Below are 16,249 nucleotides of genomic sequence, written 5' to 3' on the forward strand. Positions count from 1 at the left end.
GGGTGGGGCCGGGCGGGAGGTCACAACACCCCGCTCAGTTCCGCCGAGCGGTCACGAATCGTCGACTCAGCCCGCTCCAGTCGACGCATCGTGACCGTTGGCCGGCGCAGGAGCGGGGAGTCGTGGCCGGCTCGTGCGTGCGGCTTGCGCGTGTCTGGGGTCGTCTCTCCCGCACAGGAGGCCCGGCTCACCTCGTTCTCCACAGGTTCCGACCGTGCGTGGTCGGCTCGGGTGCCCCGCAACGACCATGACGGCATGCCAGCTCCCCGTCGCCTCCCTGCTCCGTTCGACCGATCCACCTTCCGTGTGGCCGATGCAGTGGGGCACGGCATCGATCCGGAACGACTCCGACGCGCCGACCTGGCAGCCCCGGTCCACGGTGTGCGTGCCCCGATCGACTCGGTGGACTTCATCGACGCCGTCGCCCTGGTCATGCGTCCCGACCAGTTCTTCAGTCACACGACCGCCGCCGCGATCTGGGGTGCGCCACTGCCGCAGTCGGTGCGCTCGGTCGGGCCGGTGCACGTCTCGACCACGAGGGACGGTTGCCGGATGCGTCGGCCCGGCGTGGCCGCGCACCGCCTGGACCGGCCGAGGACCGTCGAACACCGCGGGTTCCTGGTCAGTGTCCCTGCACAGATGTGGTTCGAGTGCGCCGGCGTGCTCGCACGTGACGCGCTGGTCGCGATCGGGGACCACCTGGTCGGACCAGCCGGGCTGGCGACGGTGGACGACCTCCGTGCGTCGATCCGCCCCGGCACACGATTCGCGCTCGCTGCTCGGCGCGCGCTGGACCTCGTCCGGGCCGGGGCGGAGTCGCCGCAGGAGACCTGGCTCCGGCTGGCAGTGGTCGAAGCGGGGTTCCCGGAGCCGGAGCTGAACATCGACGTGCACGACGGTGCGGGGCGGTTCCTCGGCCGCGTCGACATGGCGTGGTCGGAGTTCGGCATCGCGTTGGAGTACGACGGCGATCACCACCGCGAGCGCGACACCTTTCGACACGATCAACGACGGGACAACGGGTTCGTGGTGAACGACTGGCTCGTGATCCACGCAACGGCATCGGACGCGCACCGACCCGCGGTGTTGTTCGAGCGACTCCGCCAGGCGTTCGAGGTCCGAGCGGTCGGAAGTCGTCGGCGGTCAGCGTGACGGCCGTGATCGCCACGCTGAAGATCTCGTCGCCGGGCGGTCATGACATGTCGTCGGCTGTGCGCCGGCCGGTCACGAACTGTCGGTCAGCGAGCTCGTGGACGACAGATCGTGACCACTCGGCGGCCTCGAACGGGGTGTTGTGACCGCCCGGGACGCCGCGGGGCGGGACGCCCTGGACGCCTTGGACGCCCTGGACGCCCTGGACGCCGCGGGACGCGACACCCGGGACGCCCTGGACGCCCGGGGCGCCGCGGGCCGTACGGCCCGCGCGGGTCAGGCGGAGAAGTCGCGGGGGAGCAGGGGGAGCCAGACGCGGAAGGTGGCGCCGCCGCCCTCGGTGTCGAAGACCTCGACGGAGCCGTGGTGCGCCGCGACGATGCCGGACACGATGGCGAGCCCGAGGCCCGAGCCGCCGGTGTCCCGGGCACGGGACGTGTCCGCACGCCAGAAGCGCTGGAAGATCTTCTCGCGCAGCTGCGGCGGGATGCCTTCACCGTGGTCGATCACGTCGAGGTGTGCCATGCCGCGCTCGTCGTCCACGCCGATGCCGATCTCGATCGGGTCGTCGTTCGCCGTGAACCGCATGGCGTTGCCCATCAGGTTCGTGACGATCTGGCGGATCTTGTTCTCTTCCGCCAGGACGATCGGCGGGCGCTTCGGGAGCACGACCGTGGGCAGCGGCGTGGTCTCGTCGGTCGGCGCGGCACCGGCGTCGATGTTCATGGCGCGGGTGCGACGGGCTCGGAGTCGGGCGATGGTCTGGCGTGAGAACGCGATCGGCCCGGTGGTGTTCGCCGAGGTGGGCGACACGGGCGGTGCTTCGCCGGAGTCCGGGGAGCCGATGGACGACGACGCCGACGGACGGACGGCCTGGGGCACGCTCTCACCGGTCAGGGAGTCCTCGACGAGGACCTGGATCTCGCGGTCGGGGTTGGAGGCCATCGTGTCGAGCGCCGAGTCACGTGCGATGGCGACGAGGTCCACCGGGCCGAGCTCGAGCGGCTTCGACTCGTCGATACGGGCGAGCTGCAGCAGGTCCTGCACGAGCAGGCCCATCCGCTGCGCTTCCTTCTCGATGCGCTCCATCGCCTGGGCGACGTCCTCTTCCTTGCGCAGGGCACCCATCCGGTACAGCTCGGCGTACCCGCGCAGGGACACCAGCGGCGTGCGGAGCTCGTGCGAGGCGTCCCCGACGAACCGACGCATCTGGGCGATGGTGCGCTCACGGTCCTCGAACGCGGAGTCGATCCGCTCGAGCATGACGTTGAGGGAGCGGTTGAGTCGGCCGACCTCGGTGTTCGGGGTGTCGGCTTCGAGGCGCTGGTTGAAGTCACCCGCGGCGAACCGGGCAGCGGTGTCCTCGACGTCGCGCAGCGGGTCGAAGGTCGCGGTGACGAGCAGACGGGTGAGCATGGCGCCGAGCAGGATGACCGAGGCACCGAACCCGAGGAAGATCGCGGTGAACTTGCCGATCGTCTCGTCGGTGCCGGCACTGGAGACGGCGATGAGCACGTAGCCGGTCTCGGTGGTGCCGTCGGACTGGTTCTGCAGGGACGCCGGGATGATCTGGGCGCGCCACTCGTGGTTGTGCTGGCTGTCGTAGAGCGAGATGCGCTGGTTCGACTGCGAGGCCTCGACCAGGGTGGCTTCACGGACGTCAGGTCGGCTCGACGCCTTCGTCTGGCAGATCCGGTCGCCGTCGGCGTCGTACGCGGCGACGTAGGCGCTCTGCGACACCACGACGGACAGCTTGCAGTACTGCTCGCCGTCACTGATGTTCTGGCCCTCGAGCTGCTCGGTCGTCTGCTTGACCGTGTTGTCGAGCTGCTGCATGAGGTAGGTGGACAGCACCGTCATCGTGCCGAGTCCGGCGACGAGCAATCCGAGCGCGACGAGGAGCACCGTGATCCCGGTGATCTTGGTGCGCAGGGAGATCCCGTCCCACCAGTGGTTCATTCGCGTGTGCATGCTGCCCCAACGATAGACAGCGGCCGCCCGGTGAAACCGGACGACCGCCGTGAAGTCGAGCCCCGCGGGGCTCCGGCCCTACGAAGCCTTGGACGCCTTCAGCATGTACCCGAAGCCGCGCTTGGTCTGGATGATCGGCTCGGCGGAGTACTGGTCGAGCTTGCGGCGCAGGTACGAGATGTAGCTCTCGACGATCCCAGCGTCGCCGTTGAAGTCGTACTCCCACACGTGGTCGAGGATCTGCGCCTTGGACAGCACGCGGTTCGGGTTGAGCATGAGGTAGCGGAGCAGCTTGAACTCGGTGGGCGAGAGCTCGATCTGCGCGTCGCCGATCGTGACCTCGTGGGTGTCCTGGTCCATCGTGAGCTCGCCGGCGCGGATGATCGCGTCTTCCTCGTCGTTCATGGTGCGACGGAGGATGGCCTTGATGCGGGCGACGATCTCGTCGAGCGAGAACGGCTTGGTGACGTAGTCGTCGCCGCCGACGGTGAGGCCGGTGATCTTGTCCTCGGTGTCGTCCTTCGCCGTCAGGAACAGGATCGGCGAGGTGTAGCCCGAGGAACGCAGGCGCTTGGTCACGCCGAAGCCGTTCATGTCGGGCAGCATCACGTCGAGGATGATGAGGTCCGGCTCTTCTTCCAGCACGGCGGAGATCGCCTGTGCCCCGTTGCCCACCGCACGCACGGCGAAGCCGGCGAAGCGCAACGAGGTCGTCAGGAGGTCGCGGATGTTCGGCTCGTCGTCGACGATCAGGATCTTGGGGCCATCGCTCATGGTCCTATCTTCTGACTGTTCCCTCGGGGTTTCCTGAGAGCGGTTCGTGCGTCAGCCCACGGGCGTCTGGACCTGATCGGCATCCAGGATCGTGTAGGAGTAGCCCTGCTCCGCCAGGAACCGCTGCCGGTTCTGCGCGAAGTCCTGGTCGACGGTGTCCCGGGCCACGAGCGTGTAGAACGACGCGGGCAGGCCGTCCTTGTTCGGGCGGAGGAGCCGGCCGAGTCGCTGCGCTTCTTCCTGCCGCGACCCGAACGAGCCGGAGACCTGGATGGCGACGGTCGCGTCGGGCAGGTCGATCGAGAAGTTCGCGACCTTCGAGACGACGAGCACGTCGACCTCGCCGGACCGGAACGCGTCGTACAGCCGCTCCCGTTCGTCGACCGGGGTCGCCCCCGTGATCTCCGCGGCGTCGAGCGACGCAGCCAGTTCGTCGAGCTGGTCGATGTACTGCCCGATCACCAGGATCTGCTCCCCGCGGTGCTTCTCGATGAGTTCCCGCACCACCGGGGTCTTGGCCGGGGACGTCGCGGCGAGCCGGTAGCGCTCGTCGTCGCTCGACGCCGCGTACTCCAGGCGGTCCTGGTGCGGCAGGTCGATGCGGACCTCGTAGCAGGAGGCCGGCGAGATGTAGCCCTGCGCCTCGATCTCCTTCCACGGGGCGTCGTACCGCTTCGGCCCGATGAGCGAGAAGACGTCGCCCTCGCGGCCGTCCTCGCGCACGAGCGTCGCCGTGAGGCCCAGGCGCCGGCGGGCCTGCAGGTCCGCGGTCAGCTTGAACACCGGCGCGGGCAGCAGGTGCACCTCGTCGTAGACGATGAGGCCCCAGTCGAGGGCATCGAGGAGCGACAGGTGCGTGTATTCGCCCTTCCGGCGGGCGGTGAGGATCTGGTAGGTCGCGATCGTGACCGGCCGGATCTCCTTGACGCTGCCCGAGTACTCGCCGATGTCCTCCGGCGTCAGGGTCGTGCGCTTGAGGAGCTCGGTGCGCCACTGCCGCGCCGAGACGGTGTTCGTCACGAGGATGAGCGTGGTCGCCTTGACGGTCGCCATCGCCCCGGCGCCGACGAGCGTCTTGCCCGCACCACAGGGCAGGACGACGACGCCGGAGCCCTGGGCGAAGAACGTGTCGACGGCCTGCTCCTGGTACGGCCGCATGTGCCACTCGGCCGTGTCCAGGTCGATCGGGTGCGGCTGGCCAGGGGTGTAGCCCGCCAGGTCCTCCGCCGGCCAGCCGAGCTTCACGAGCTCCTGCTTGATCTGCCCCCGCGCCCACGGCTGCAGCTCGACCTCGGTCGAGGACCGCATGTCACCGAGCAACGGCTTGATGCGCTTCGACCGGATGACCTCGGCCAGCACCGACGGGTCCTCGGCGGTGAGCAGCAGGAGCGGCAGCCGCTCGAGTTCCTCGGTGGGGGAGTTCGCGATCACGGGAGCGTCGGGCCGTTCCTCGCGACGGATGACGAGCCGTCCGTAGCGCGAGACCGTGTCGCGGATGTCGACCGTGACGCTCTGCGGCACGGGGAACTTCGCGAAGCGTTCCAGGGTGTCGATCATCGCCTCGGCGTCGTGGCCCGCGGCGCGCGCGTTCCAGAGTCCGAGGCGGGTGATCCGGTAGGTGTGCACGTGCTCGGGAGCGCGTTCGAGCTCGGCGAAGGCGGCGAGCTCGTGGCGTGCGTCCTCGGCGTCGGGGTGCGCGACCTCGAGGAGCACGGTGCGGTCGCTCTGCACGATCAGCGGTCCGTTCATGACCTGCCAGCCTAGCCGTCGGCACCTGCGCGCGGGTGACCGCGGCTCAGGCGTCGCTCTCGACCGACACGACGAGCGACAGCGGCAGGGTGCGTTCGACGTCGACGGCCGTGTCCCGCCCGCGGACGCGTCCTGCCGCGACCGAGGTCGGCACGATCGAGAACGGTCGCTCCGAGCCGTCCGGCATCCGGACGGTCACGCGGATCGGCGTGCGTCCGCGCACGGCCAGGTCGATCTGCCGACCGAGCCACTCCTGCTCCGGCTCCGCGTCGCCGCGCTGCGTCGTCAGGCGGAGCCGTTCGACGAGTGCGTGCGCCGACTGTTCCGGCGAGCGCCCGGTGGGGCTGCGCCGGCCGGGAGGCCCGTGGTGCGCCTCGGGGCGGGCTGCGGTCGTCAGGACGGCCGGGTAGCGCTGGTCCTCGAGTGCGGTGTGCACGACGTGCGGCGGGTAGCGCGTGGTCAGTGTCGTCAGGTCGGGCCGCTCCCACGCGAGCTGCCGGAGCTCGGCGTCCACCCCGACGAGGTCCAGCTGGTCGGCGGTGCCGCGGACCTCGGTCCCGACGCCGCCCGGCCCCCGGTCGACGACGATGCTGCCGTCGCGTCCGGCCACCTGGTCGATCAGGTAGGCGAGGGGCTGCGGGATCCCGGTGGCCGACAGCCGTCCGAGCAGGGACAGCAGGTCGTCGCGGGAGTGCCCGGCCCGGAACGCCGCGCGCAGGGTGTCCTCGGAGATGCGGTAGCGCGCCGCGAGCCCCGGTGCCTCGAGGACAGCGACGGTGCGCAGGGCGTCGTCGTCCACCGGCGCGAGCGGCCCCGGTGCGATGACGGTGAGGTCGTGCTGCAGGTAGACCCGCTCGACGGTGCCCGGCAGGTCGTCGGCGGCCTGCTCGGCGTCGCCGTCGAGGAGCGCCCGACCGGTGCTCGTGACGATGCCGTCGACCGCCAGGCCGAGCGACGCCGCGGTGCCGGCGACGTCGAGCAGCAGGGCGTCGAGCCAGCGGGACCCCGCCGGGTACGCCCAACGCCCGAGCGGCACGAGGTCGCGCAGGTCCCCGTCGGCCAGCTCGAGCACCTGGTGCACGGCGGGCGGGAGCGTGTCCGACCACGCGGCCACCAGCGACACCCAGCGCTCCGGCCAGCCGGCGAGCAACCAGGCGTGTCCGGCGTCGGTGACGATCCAGCGTCCGGTGTCGGGGTCGGCGAACCCGATGCCGTCGAGCAGCGCCAGGCGACCGGCGACGAGCTCGGCGTCGGTGCCGATGCGCTCGGCGAGGGTGCGGGCGAGCGGCATGCCGATACCGCCCTTGACGAGTTCGCGGACCGCGCCGGCGTCGACCGCCCGCAGCAGCTCGGCGAGCACGGTCATCGTGGCGAACGCCTGCTCCGCGCCGGTGGTGCGCGCACGCTCGAGCGCCGCGGCGTCGAGGGCGGGAGCAGCGGGGCGGACCTGCTCCGGGCCTCCAGGCTGCTCGTCGAGCGAGGTGAGGTCGGGGTGGGCGGCCACGCGTGCGGCGACCGCGTCGTCGACCGCGCCGTCCTCGTCGGTGAGGCCGAGTTCGATCGCGGGGCCGAGCGCGTCGACGGCACCGCCGTCCCGCAGCGCGAGGATCGTCGCGCGCGGCAGGTGCTCGACGGCGGCGTCCACGGCGTCGTCGCTGCGGAGCGCCTCGGCCAGGTCGAAGAAGTCGGTGATGCGCTGCGGGCCGGTCTCGGCGAGTGCAGCGGTGGGGAGTCGCCTCGCCGCGACGAGGCGCTCGAGCGCATCGTCCGGCATCGCCCGGAGTCGGGCGGCGAGATCGGCGGTGGTCGTCATCGTCCGGTGCCAGCGTCCGGGGCGGACGTCAGCGAGCCGTCCGGTTCGCTCGTGCGCGACGTGTCCAGGTGATGCCGAGGAGCGTGAAGACCAGCACCATGGCGATCGGGAAGCCGAACAGCGGGATCGCCATGACCACCGGCCACGGCATCGCACCCTGGGCGGCAGGCGCGGTGAGCCACATGATGATCATCGCGACGAAGCAGAGCAGGCCGAGGATGATGATCCCACCGATCATGAACGCCAGAGCGCGTTCGGTACGATTGAACGTCACCGGGGGTTCTGCGGAGTCCTGCGGGTTCCCGGTTGATCGGGTCGGCTTGGCCATCGACCCAGGATATCCGACGCACCACGGCCGTACCACGACCTCGAGGAGTCCACGCATGCCCACCGGCAAGGTCAAGTTCTACGACGACGACAAGGGCTTCGGCTTCATCACCGGAGACGACGGCGACCAGGTGTTCCTGCACGCGTCCTCGCTGCCCGACGGCGTCGTGACCGTCAAGGCCGGCACGCGGCTGGAGTACGGCGTCGTCCAGGGCAAGAAGGGGTCGCAGGCGTTGTCCGTGCGGCTGCTCGAGCCCCAGCCGTCGCTGTCGCGGATGACCCGTCGCTCCGCGGACGACATGGCCGTGATCGTCGAGGACCTGGTGAAGGAACTCGACCGGATCAGCGGAGACCTCCGCCACGGCCGCTACCCGAAGAACGGCGATCGCATCGCCGCCATCCTGCGGCACGTCGCAGACCAGTTGGAGGCGTGACCCCATGACCGAGTCCGAGACAGCAGGGGCCGAGACGGCTCCCGACGCGGCGTCCATCGACGCAGCGTCCATCGACGCAGCGTCCATCGACTACACCGACCTGGCGCGCGAGGCGTTGCTCGAGGTCACCCCGGAGTCGACCGTCGGCGCGCCCGTCGGCACGGTGGACGAAGGGGACGGCGTCGTGTCCGTCCTGTTCGCCAACCGGCTGCCCGGCTACCCCGGGTGGCGGTGGACCGTCAGCGTCGCCAAGGTCGGCGACGACGAGCCGACCGTGCTCGAGGTCGAGCTGATGCCAGGGGACGGCTCGCTCGTGGCGCCCGAGTGGGTGCCGTGGTCCGAGCGACTGGCCGAGTACCGGGCCGCGCAGGAGCACGAGGGTGCGGACGGTGCCGAGGACGCGTCGGACGAGGACTCCGACGACGAGGACTACGACGACGAGTCGGAAGACGACGAAGACGACGAAGACGACGAAGACGACGAAGACGACGACGAGTCGGACGACGAGGACTCGGACGAGGACGACGACTACGACGACTCGGATGACGACGAGGACGATGACGAGTCGGACGACGACGACGATGACGAGTTCGACGCCGACGAGGACGACCTCGACGAGTCGGACGACGACGACATCGAGGGTGTGGACGTCGATGCGCTCGCCGATGTGAGCGACACCGACACCGACACCGAGGACGAGGCCCCGCAACCGCCCCGTCGTCGCCGTGCCCGCCGCGTGCAGCCGTTCGAGCCGGACGCCGATCTCGAGGTCGACCAGCTCGACGCCGGCGAGGCCGACCCGGGCTTCCACCGCGCCTGACCCACCCGGACCGACGAACGGGCCCGGCACCACCGATCCGGTGGTGCCGGGCCCGTCCTCGTTCCGGCGGGTGTCCCCGACGTCAGCGCAGGGCGTCGATCGTGAAGTCGATCGCTCGCACGAGCTTCGCCACGTCGTCCGGGTCGATCGCGGTGAACGTCGCGACGCGCAGCTGGTTGCGGCCGAGCTTCCGGTACGGCTCGGTGTCGACGATGCCGTTCGCGCGCAGGGTCGCGGCCACGGCCTTGGCGTCGATCGAGTCGTCGAGGTCGATCGTGGCGACGACCTGGGAGCGAGCGGCGGGGTCGGTGACGAACGGGGTCGCCCAGTCGCTGGCCTCGGCCCAGTCGTAGATCGTCGACGACGAGGTCTTGGTTCGCAGGTCCGCCCACGCCAGGCCCCCGGACTCGTTCATCCACCGCACCTGCTCGTCGAGGAGCAGCAGTGTGGAGATCGCCGGGGTGTTCAGGGTCTGGTTCAGGCGCGAGTTGTCGACGGCGTTCTTGAGCGACAGGAACTCCGGGATGTACCGGTCGGAGGCGGCGATGCGCTCGATCCGCTCGATCGCGGCGGGGGAGAGCAGCGCGAGCCAGAGCCCGCCGTCCGAGGCGAAGTTCTTCTGCGGGGCGAAGTAGTAGACGTCGGTGGCGCTGACGTCGAACAGGGCACCACCGGCGGCGCTGGTCGCGTCGACGACGGTGAGGGCGCCGGCGTCACCGGTCGCGCGGACGACCGGGGCCATGACGCCGGTCGAGGTCTCGTTGTGCGGGTAGGCGTAGACGTCCACGCCCTCCACCGGCTCGAGTGCGGCGAGGGAGCCGCCCGGTGCCTCGACGACGTGCGGGGCCTCGAGCCACGGGGCCGCTGCGGCCTTGGCGAACTTCGACCCGAACTCGCCGAAGGACAGGTTCTCGGCACGGCGCTCGATGAGGCCGAACGCGGCGGCGTCCCAGAACGCGGTCGAGCCGCCGTTGCCGAGGACGACCTCGTAGCCCTCGGGGATCTGGAACAGGTCGGCGAGGCCGGAGCGGACGCTGCCGACCAGGTCCTTGACGGGCTTCTGGCGGTGCGAGGTGCCGAGGATCGTGGCGCCGCGCGTCACGAGGGACTCGAGCTGTGCGCCGCGGATCTTCGACGGTCCGCAGCCGAAGCGACCGTCGGTGGGGAGGAGTTCGGCCGGGATGACGATGTCTGCCATGCACCGATCCTAACGACGACGATCCGCCTGCCCGAGCCCGTGTACCGGCCGGACGGGGAGGGTTCGGCCCGCTCGTCCACCGCGTCGGATGACCCTTTCTCACGTGCGTCCGGGCGCCGGTCGGTGTTCGTCGGTGCGAACAAGTAGTGTGGTCGGCGCTGGGCCCAGACATGAGAGGCGGACCGTGACCGATCTCGTCGACACCACGGAGATGTACCTTCGCACCATCCTCGACCTCGAGGAAGAGGCGATCGTGCCGCTGCGCGCGCGCATCTCCGAGCGCCTCGGACACTCGGGCCCGACGGTCTCACAGACCATCGCCCGCATGGAGCGCGACGGCCTGGTCGTCGTCTCCGGCGACCGGCACCTGGAGCTCACCGACGAAGGTCGTTCCCGCGCCACCCACGTGATGCGCAAGCACCGTCTGGCCGAACGCCTGCTGGCCGACGTCATCGGGCTCGACTGGGCCTTCGTGCACGACGAGGCCTGCCGGTGGGAGCACGTCATGAGCGAGCAGGTCGAGGTCCGCCTGCTCGAGATGCTCGGCAACCCGACCGAGTCGCCCTACGGCAACCCGATCCCCGGACTGGCCGAGATCGGAGGCCCCGCGGCCGCCGGGTTCCTCGACGGCGTCCAGAACATCGTCGCCGCGACCGAGGGCACCGACGCCGTCACGACCGGGGTCGTCCGACGCCTGGGCGAGCCGGTGCAGTTCGAGCCGGAGCTCCTGCACCAGCTCCGCACCGCCGGGGTCATGCCCGGGCGCATGGCGAGCGTGCAGCGCGCGGGTGCCTACGTCGCGGTCCGCGTCGAGGGCGAGGACTCGGGCATCGAGCTGCCCATCGAGGTCGCGCAGCACGTCTACATCGAGCGGGACTGACCGTTCCTGGTCGTCCCTGAGAGTCTTTACCGTTTCGTTACCCACGGGGCGTTTGGTCTCGACACGGTAACGACGCCTCCGTACACTCGTCCGAGTCGCCGCGCTGCCCCTGAGCCGGAGACCCGTGGCAGGACGTCTCGAACCCGTCTCCTGCCTCGATCGGAAACGATGACGAACGGATGGGGTTGCACATCGCCGGACACCCACGGCGGCGTGATGACGAGACGTTGGAGACCCACCTCTTGACGCAGACCGGTACCGCCGCGGACGACCAGACGCCCGCGAACCCGACGAACACCGAGAACGCCACCACCGCCCCGCTCACCCGGCGGGCCGTGCGCGAGACCGAGGGCCGCCCGGTCCGCAAGGTCGTGCCGGTGCGCTCCGCCCCGCTGCCCGGTGGTCGTCGTGCCGCGCAGGCCGCGGCCGCAGCGAACACCGCCAAGGCCAGCTCGTCGTCGCGCAAGCGCAAGTTCCTCGCGCCGGTCGTCCTCACCGTGGCCGCCGGCATGTTCGGAACCGTCGCGGTCGCCCCGGCCTTCGCCGCGACGACCTCCACCAACTCGACCGCCGTCGCCGACGCCCAGCGGCAGGCCCGTGCCACGCAGAGCCAGGAGCTGTCGGTCTCCGACGCCGTGGCGCTGGCCGACACGAGCCGTGACGGCTACGGCGCGACCTCCACCGCGACGCTCGACGCCGAGAAGGCCGCCAAGCAGGCCGCCGCTGACCAGGCCGCCGCAGCGAAGGAAGTCGCCGAGCAGTCCGAGCAGACCCAGACCGCCCGCGCCGCGACCGCGAAGCAGTACTCCTCGTACACCGGGCCCACCGCCGCCGAGTACGCGGCCAGCTCGTCCGCCGCCGACACCCCGTTCTCGCTGCCGGCCGTGGTCGCCACCGCCAAGCAGTACATCGGCACCCCGTACGTCTTCGGTGGCGCGGACCCGTCGGGCTTCGACTGCTCGGGCTACATCATGTTCGTGTACGCCCAGTACGGCATCAACCTCGCGCACTCGGTGCCGCTGCAGGACCAGGCCGGCGCCACGATCCCCGAGTCCGAGGCGCAGCCCGGTGACGTCGTCATCTTCAACAACGAGGCGCACGACGGCTTCTACATGGGGAACGGCATGATCATGGACGCCCCGAAGCCCGGTGGCTCCGTGCAGATCCGTCCGATCTGGACCAGCGACTACCACATCGTCCGATTCGGCATCTGACGACCACTGCCCTTCCGGCGTGTGAACTTCACCGGAACCGGCCCGCGCACCCTCGTGCCGGGCCGGTTTCTGGGTTAACCTGACGCTGCACCGGTCCGCACCGGCGCGAACAGGAGACCCTCATGTCGATGTTCCGCACGACCCGCACCATGGGTCGGCGCGCGCGCGTCGACATATGGTCGAGCACAGCCTGCGGGCACGAGCACGCCCCTGCATGACGAGAGCACTGCCCATCCGGGTGGTGCTCTTCGTGGTTCCAGGGGTGTGAACAGGTCGTCCTCACCCGTTCGCGTCGTCGGTCCGACGCACCCGCAGCGCCTGGAAGCCGTCCAGGCACGTCGGAAGGGAACCCATGCGCACTCTCGTCCTCAACGCCGGTTACGAGCCCCTCGCGGTGATCTCGTTCCGACGAGCCCTCGTGCTGGTCATGAACCAGAAGGCCGCCATCGTCGCCGCCGACGTCGAACACCCGGTCACCGGGTCGACGTCGAGCTACGACCGTCCGTCCGTCATCATCCTCACCCGCTACGTGCGCATCCCGCACTCCAGGCTCGTGCCGGTGTCCCGTCGCGGCGTGCTGCGTCGGGACGGCAACCACTGTGCCTACTGCGGCCGGCACGCCACCACCATCGACCACGTGCAGCCGCGGTCGCGCGGTGGGCAGGACTCCTGGGAGAACCTCGTCGCCTGCTGCCTGGCCTGCAACAACACCAAGGGCGACCGCACCCCGCAGGAGATGGGGTGGCGCCTCCGGTTCCCGCCGAAGGTGCCGCACGGATCCTCGTGGGTCGTGCGCGGCATCGAGCGTCCGCAGGCGGAGTGGGACGAGTACCTCGTGGCCGCGTAGCGGCCGCCGCCGCGTTTCGTGTGCAGCAATGGTCGGGCCGATCAGGCCGACCCGACCGTTGCTCCACACCATGTGACGGACTGGAGGCCCGTGGTGACGCCGCCACGGGCCTCCAGTCCGCCTGTCGGTGGTGCTGACTAGCGTCGCCGGCATGGGCGAGACACCGCACATCGACGACGCGACCATCGACGACCTGCGCGCTCGGCTGCGTGCCACGCGCTGGCCGGACGCGCCCGCCGGGATCGGCTGGTCGCTCGGCGTGGACCTCGACGTCCTGCGCCCGCTCGTCGAGTACTGGGCCGACGGGTTCGACTTCGACGCGCACCGTGCCGAGCTCGCCGCGCTGCCCTCGCGCCGTGTCGTCGTCGACGGCATCGGCATCCACGTCCTGCACGCCCGCGCCCCGCGGCCCGATGCCCTGCCGGTCCTGCTCGCGCACGGCTGGCCGGACTCCGGGTGGCGGTACCGCAAGGTGCTGCCGATGCTCGTCGACGCCGGGTACGACGTCGTCGTGCCGGACATGCCGGGCTACGGCTTCTCGGATGCACCGCCGCAGGTGCTCGACGCCCGGCGGGTGGCCGACATGTGGGCGACGCTGATGACGGACCTCGGGTACGAGCGGTTCGCGGTGTCCGGTGGCGACATCGGCACGCACGTCGCCCGCTACCTGGCGCTCGACCACCCGGACCGGGTCGTCGCCGTGCACCGCATCGACGGCGGGCTCGCCTGGCCGGGGCTGGATGCGTCGACGTTGTCCGCGGCCGAGCGGGAGTTCGTCGCCGCGACCGATCGATGGCGCACCGCCGAGGGTGCCTACGCGATGCTGCACCGGACGAAGCCGCAGACCGCGGCCGTCGGGCTGAACGACTCACCCGCGGGGCTCGCCGCCTGGATCGTCGAGAAGCTCCGGGCGTGGAGCGACTGCGACGGGGACCTGTGGTCGGTCTACACGCGCGATGAGGTCCCCGCGCTGCTGACCGAGTACTGGGCGACCGCCACGATCGGGTCGGCGATGCGGATGTACCACGCGAACGCGGCGATCCCGGCAGAGCAGCTGGAACGACGGGTCGAGGTGCCGTCCGGGTTCTCGATCTTCCCCGGCGACATCGTGCCGGCGCCGCGGGAGTGGCTCGAGCGCACCACGAACCTCGTGTTCCACCACGAACTCGACCGCGGTGGGCACTTCGCGCCGTTCGAGCAGCCCGACCTGTTCGTCGACGAACTGCACGCGTTCCTGGGGCCCTTCCGCCGCTAGAGTGGACGGGCCAGCCTCTGTAGCTCAATGGAAGAGCAGTTCCGTCCTAAGGAAACGGTTGGGGGTTCGAGTCCCTCCAGGGGCACCAGCAGGATTCCAGTGTCTCGGGTCGTTCGTGGTCGGGCAGGTCCCGAGCAGCGGCCAGCATGGTGGCGAAGACCGAGAGTCGCTGCGATTCGTCCGGACGTCGAAGGCTTCGGTGGTCACCTCGTTCCCTTCCTCGGTCGCAGGAGTCTCCGCGCCGTGGTGCATCATCCAACCGGCTGGGCCGGCGGGTCCTCCGGCATGGGGTGTTCCGCCTGCCAGAGCGCGTCGACCTGGCCAAACTCCCGCGGGTAGCACTGGGTGTCGAACACCTCGAGGCCCTCGGCCGGCGTCGAGTACAGGTACCAGGGGCCCGTGCCCACCGGTCGGCTCGTCCAGGACCCGTTCGCGAACCACGAGAGCGGGACGTCGTCCATCGGGTGTCCCGCCTGCGTGAGACAAGCCTCGAGCCGGTTGAAGGCCGCGCGGTACTCGTCGAGGGTGATCAGGTCGTCCCGGAGCTCGGCTCGCTGCTGGGCAGAGGGTTCTGCGATCGGCGCAGACTCGACCCACGAGGCCCAGACGGCGTAGCGGGCGGAGCCGCCGCCCGTCACGCTGATGGTCGCTGCCGAGTGTCCGGAACCGGTCGCGGGGGACAAGCTCCAATGCTCACCGGTCGTGCCGGGGGTGCAGCGGGTGGGCCCGTCGATGGTCGTCCCGTCGACGGCCACGGTGAAGGTCCCTGGGTCGAGGCACTTCCACGTGAGCGTCACACGGTCGGCGCCCGCGGGGCGGGCACCGAGCGAGAACGAGCCGTCGCCCTGTGTGACCGCGAAGGCCGGAGTCCCGAGGATCGTGGCGTGGTTGGCATCCTCGACCATGTAGCGCGTCGAGGTCGCAAGGGCGCTCTCCAGTGGGGTGTCCAGGTCGTTCGACGGGAGGGCAGCCGCGGTGATCCCGCCCGTGACGGCCGATCCCGCCAGGAACGCCGCCGCGATCGTGAGGACCGTGCCCCGGGTCGGTCGGCGACGTCGACGGAGCGGCGCTCCGGTGGCGCTGGTCGCGTCGACCTCTGCGACGAGTGCGTCGCGCATCGCTGCGAGACGAGGGGAGATCTGGTCGTGGTTCACAGTGTGCCTCCGAGGGGTTCCGCTGTCGCCGAGTACTGCTTGTGGAGCCGCGCCTTCGCACGGTGGAGCCGGGACTTGACGGTGCCGGGTGGGACGCCGAGGACGGTCGCGGCCTCACGCTCGCTCAACCCCTCGAGCACGTAGAGGGACAGGACCCGCTGGTCCGCGATCGGGAGACCACGGAGCGCGGTCACCGCCTCTGCGTCGGTGAAGGAGTCCGCTGGGTCGGGTGCCGGACCGTCGACCGGGAACCTGCCGAGGAACGAACGGTGGCGCCGAGACGACCGCGTCAGGTTGTGCGCCGTGTTGGTCGCCGTGACGAGGAGCCACGGCAGCATCGAGTCGTCGACGAAACGGACGCGGTCCCGCTTCCGCCAGGCTTCGAGGAACACCACGGCGACCACGTCGTCGGCGTCGTCCGGAGTCGGGACGAGCGCTCGGACGTGACGACGCAGTCGCGCCGCGTGCCGGTCGAAGAGGCGACCGACGGCACGGCCGTCCCCGGCGACGCCCAGGGCCCAGTCGGACCGGTCCCCCGTGATCTGGTTCATGCCCTGTATTGTCCGGTCGCCCAGGATCGGTTCCGGTTCTGTGCGGCAAGTTCTCCACAACCGTCGCCCCGGACGGTAGTGGAGCCTGCTGGCCCCGTACGATTGACCCC

General features: G+C 70.5%; 15 protein-coding genes and 1 tRNA gene. 8 read left to right on the plus strand and 8 right to left on the minus strand.

Going from position 1 to position 16,249, the window contains the following annotated elements; translation table 11 throughout:
* Nucleotides 1-255 precede the first annotated feature (255 nt).
* On the plus strand, nucleotides 256-1,152 hold the full coding sequence (locus tag DEJ27_RS14660) for a hypothetical protein (RefSeq protein ID WP_146238639.1): 897 nt from the start codon (nucleotides 256-258) through the stop codon (nucleotides 1,150-1,152).
* Between the two features lie 276 nt (nucleotides 1,153-1,428).
* Here the strand turns inward: DEJ27_RS14660 and DEJ27_RS14670 are convergent, their stop codons facing one another.
* The 5 genes from DEJ27_RS14670 to DEJ27_RS14690 form a co-directional block, all read right to left on the minus strand.
* A complete protein-coding gene (locus tag DEJ27_RS14670; RefSeq protein WP_071244033.1) occupies nucleotides 1,429-3,123 on the minus strand; it encodes a cell wall metabolism sensor histidine kinase WalK in 1,695 nt (564 codons plus the stop codon).
* Nucleotides 3,124-3,201: 78 nt separating this feature from the next.
* Nucleotides 3,202-3,897, minus strand: coding sequence for a response regulator transcription factor (locus DEJ27_RS14675; protein ID WP_017888045.1), 696 nt, complete (start codon nucleotides 3,895-3,897; stop codon nucleotides 3,202-3,204).
* A gap of 51 nt (nucleotides 3,898-3,948) precedes the next feature.
* On the minus strand, nucleotides 3,949-5,646 hold the full coding sequence (locus tag DEJ27_RS14680) for a DNA repair helicase XPB (RefSeq protein WP_027466594.1): 1,698 nt from the start codon (nucleotides 5,644-5,646) through the stop codon (nucleotides 3,949-3,951).
* A 46-nt stretch (nucleotides 5,647-5,692) separates the two neighbouring features.
* Entirely contained in the window at nucleotides 5,693-7,459 is a 1,767-nt protein-coding gene (locus DEJ27_RS14685; RefSeq protein ID WP_111091282.1) for a helicase-associated domain-containing protein, read from the minus strand.
* A 28-nt stretch (nucleotides 7,460-7,487) separates the two neighbouring features.
* Nucleotides 7,488-7,787 carry a hypothetical protein gene (locus DEJ27_RS14690; protein ID WP_071244038.1) on the minus strand — a complete coding sequence of 100 codons (300 nt, stop codon included), beginning with the start codon at nucleotides 7,785-7,787 and terminating at the stop codon, nucleotides 7,488-7,490.
* 55 nt (nucleotides 7,788-7,842) lie between these two features.
* On the opposite strand from DEJ27_RS14690, the gene DEJ27_RS14695 reads away from it, so the two are divergent.
* Nucleotides 7,843-8,220, plus strand: a complete 378-nt coding sequence (locus tag DEJ27_RS14695; RefSeq protein WP_017888041.1) for a cold-shock protein — start codon at nucleotides 7,843-7,845, stop codon at nucleotides 8,218-8,220.
* Between the two features lie 4 nt (nucleotides 8,221-8,224).
* Nucleotides 8,225-9,040, plus strand: a complete 816-nt coding sequence (locus tag DEJ27_RS14700; protein ID WP_110862896.1) for a DUF3027 domain-containing protein — start codon at nucleotides 8,225-8,227, stop codon at nucleotides 9,038-9,040.
* A gap of 82 nt (nucleotides 9,041-9,122) precedes the next feature.
* Here DEJ27_RS14700 and serC read toward each other — a convergent pair whose 3' ends face one another.
* Nucleotides 9,123-10,238, minus strand: a complete 1,116-nt coding sequence (gene serC / locus DEJ27_RS14705; protein WP_110862897.1) for a phosphoserine transaminase — start codon at nucleotides 10,236-10,238, stop codon at nucleotides 9,123-9,125.
* Nucleotides 10,239-10,422: 184 nt separating this feature from the next.
* Here serC and DEJ27_RS14710 point away from each other — a divergent pair, with 184 nt between their 5' ends.
* The 5 genes from DEJ27_RS14710 to DEJ27_RS14730 all read left to right on the plus strand — a co-directional run bounded on the left by DEJ27_RS14710 (nucleotide 10,423) and on the right by DEJ27_RS14730 (nucleotide 14,522).
* Nucleotides 10,423-11,118 (plus strand): metal-dependent transcriptional regulator, encoded by a 696-nt coding sequence (locus tag DEJ27_RS14710; RefSeq protein ID WP_027466592.1) that lies wholly within the window; start codon nucleotides 10,423-10,425, stop codon nucleotides 11,116-11,118.
* 227 nt (nucleotides 11,119-11,345) lie between these two features.
* Nucleotides 11,346-12,332: a C40 family peptidase gene (locus DEJ27_RS18125; RefSeq protein WP_181430169.1), complete on the plus strand. Its 987-nt coding sequence runs from the start codon at nucleotides 11,346-11,348 to the stop codon at nucleotides 12,330-12,332.
* Between the two features lie 352 nt (nucleotides 12,333-12,684).
* Nucleotides 12,685-13,179, plus strand: a complete 495-nt coding sequence (locus tag DEJ27_RS14720; RefSeq protein WP_027466591.1) for an HNH endonuclease — start codon at nucleotides 12,685-12,687, stop codon at nucleotides 13,177-13,179.
* 151 nt (nucleotides 13,180-13,330) lie between these two features.
* A complete protein-coding gene (locus tag DEJ27_RS14725; protein ID WP_111091284.1) occupies nucleotides 13,331-14,434 on the plus strand; it encodes an epoxide hydrolase family protein in 1,104 nt (367 codons plus the stop codon).
* A 13-nt stretch (nucleotides 14,435-14,447) separates the two neighbouring features.
* Nucleotides 14,448-14,522: transfer RNA gene (locus DEJ27_RS14730), tRNA-Arg, on the plus strand.
* Nucleotides 14,523-14,685: 163 nt separating this feature from the next.
* Here the strand turns inward: DEJ27_RS14730 and DEJ27_RS14735 are convergent.
* Together DEJ27_RS14735 and DEJ27_RS14740 are read right to left on the minus strand one after the other, a co-directional pair.
* Nucleotides 14,686-15,588: a hypothetical protein gene (locus DEJ27_RS14735; protein ID WP_111091285.1), complete on the minus strand. Its 903-nt coding sequence runs from the start codon at nucleotides 15,586-15,588 to the stop codon at nucleotides 14,686-14,688.
* Entirely contained in the window at nucleotides 15,585-16,139 is a 555-nt protein-coding gene (locus DEJ27_RS14740; RefSeq protein WP_110862901.1) for an RNA polymerase sigma factor, read from the minus strand. The genes DEJ27_RS14735 and DEJ27_RS14740 overlap by 4 nt, the downstream gene beginning before the upstream one ends.
* Between the last annotated feature and the right edge of the window lie 110 nt (nucleotides 16,140-16,249).

Source organism: Curtobacterium sp. MCPF17_018 (assembly GCF_003234135.1).
GTDB lineage: Bacteria > Actinomycetota > Actinomycetes > Actinomycetales > Microbacteriaceae > Curtobacterium > Curtobacterium flaccumfaciens.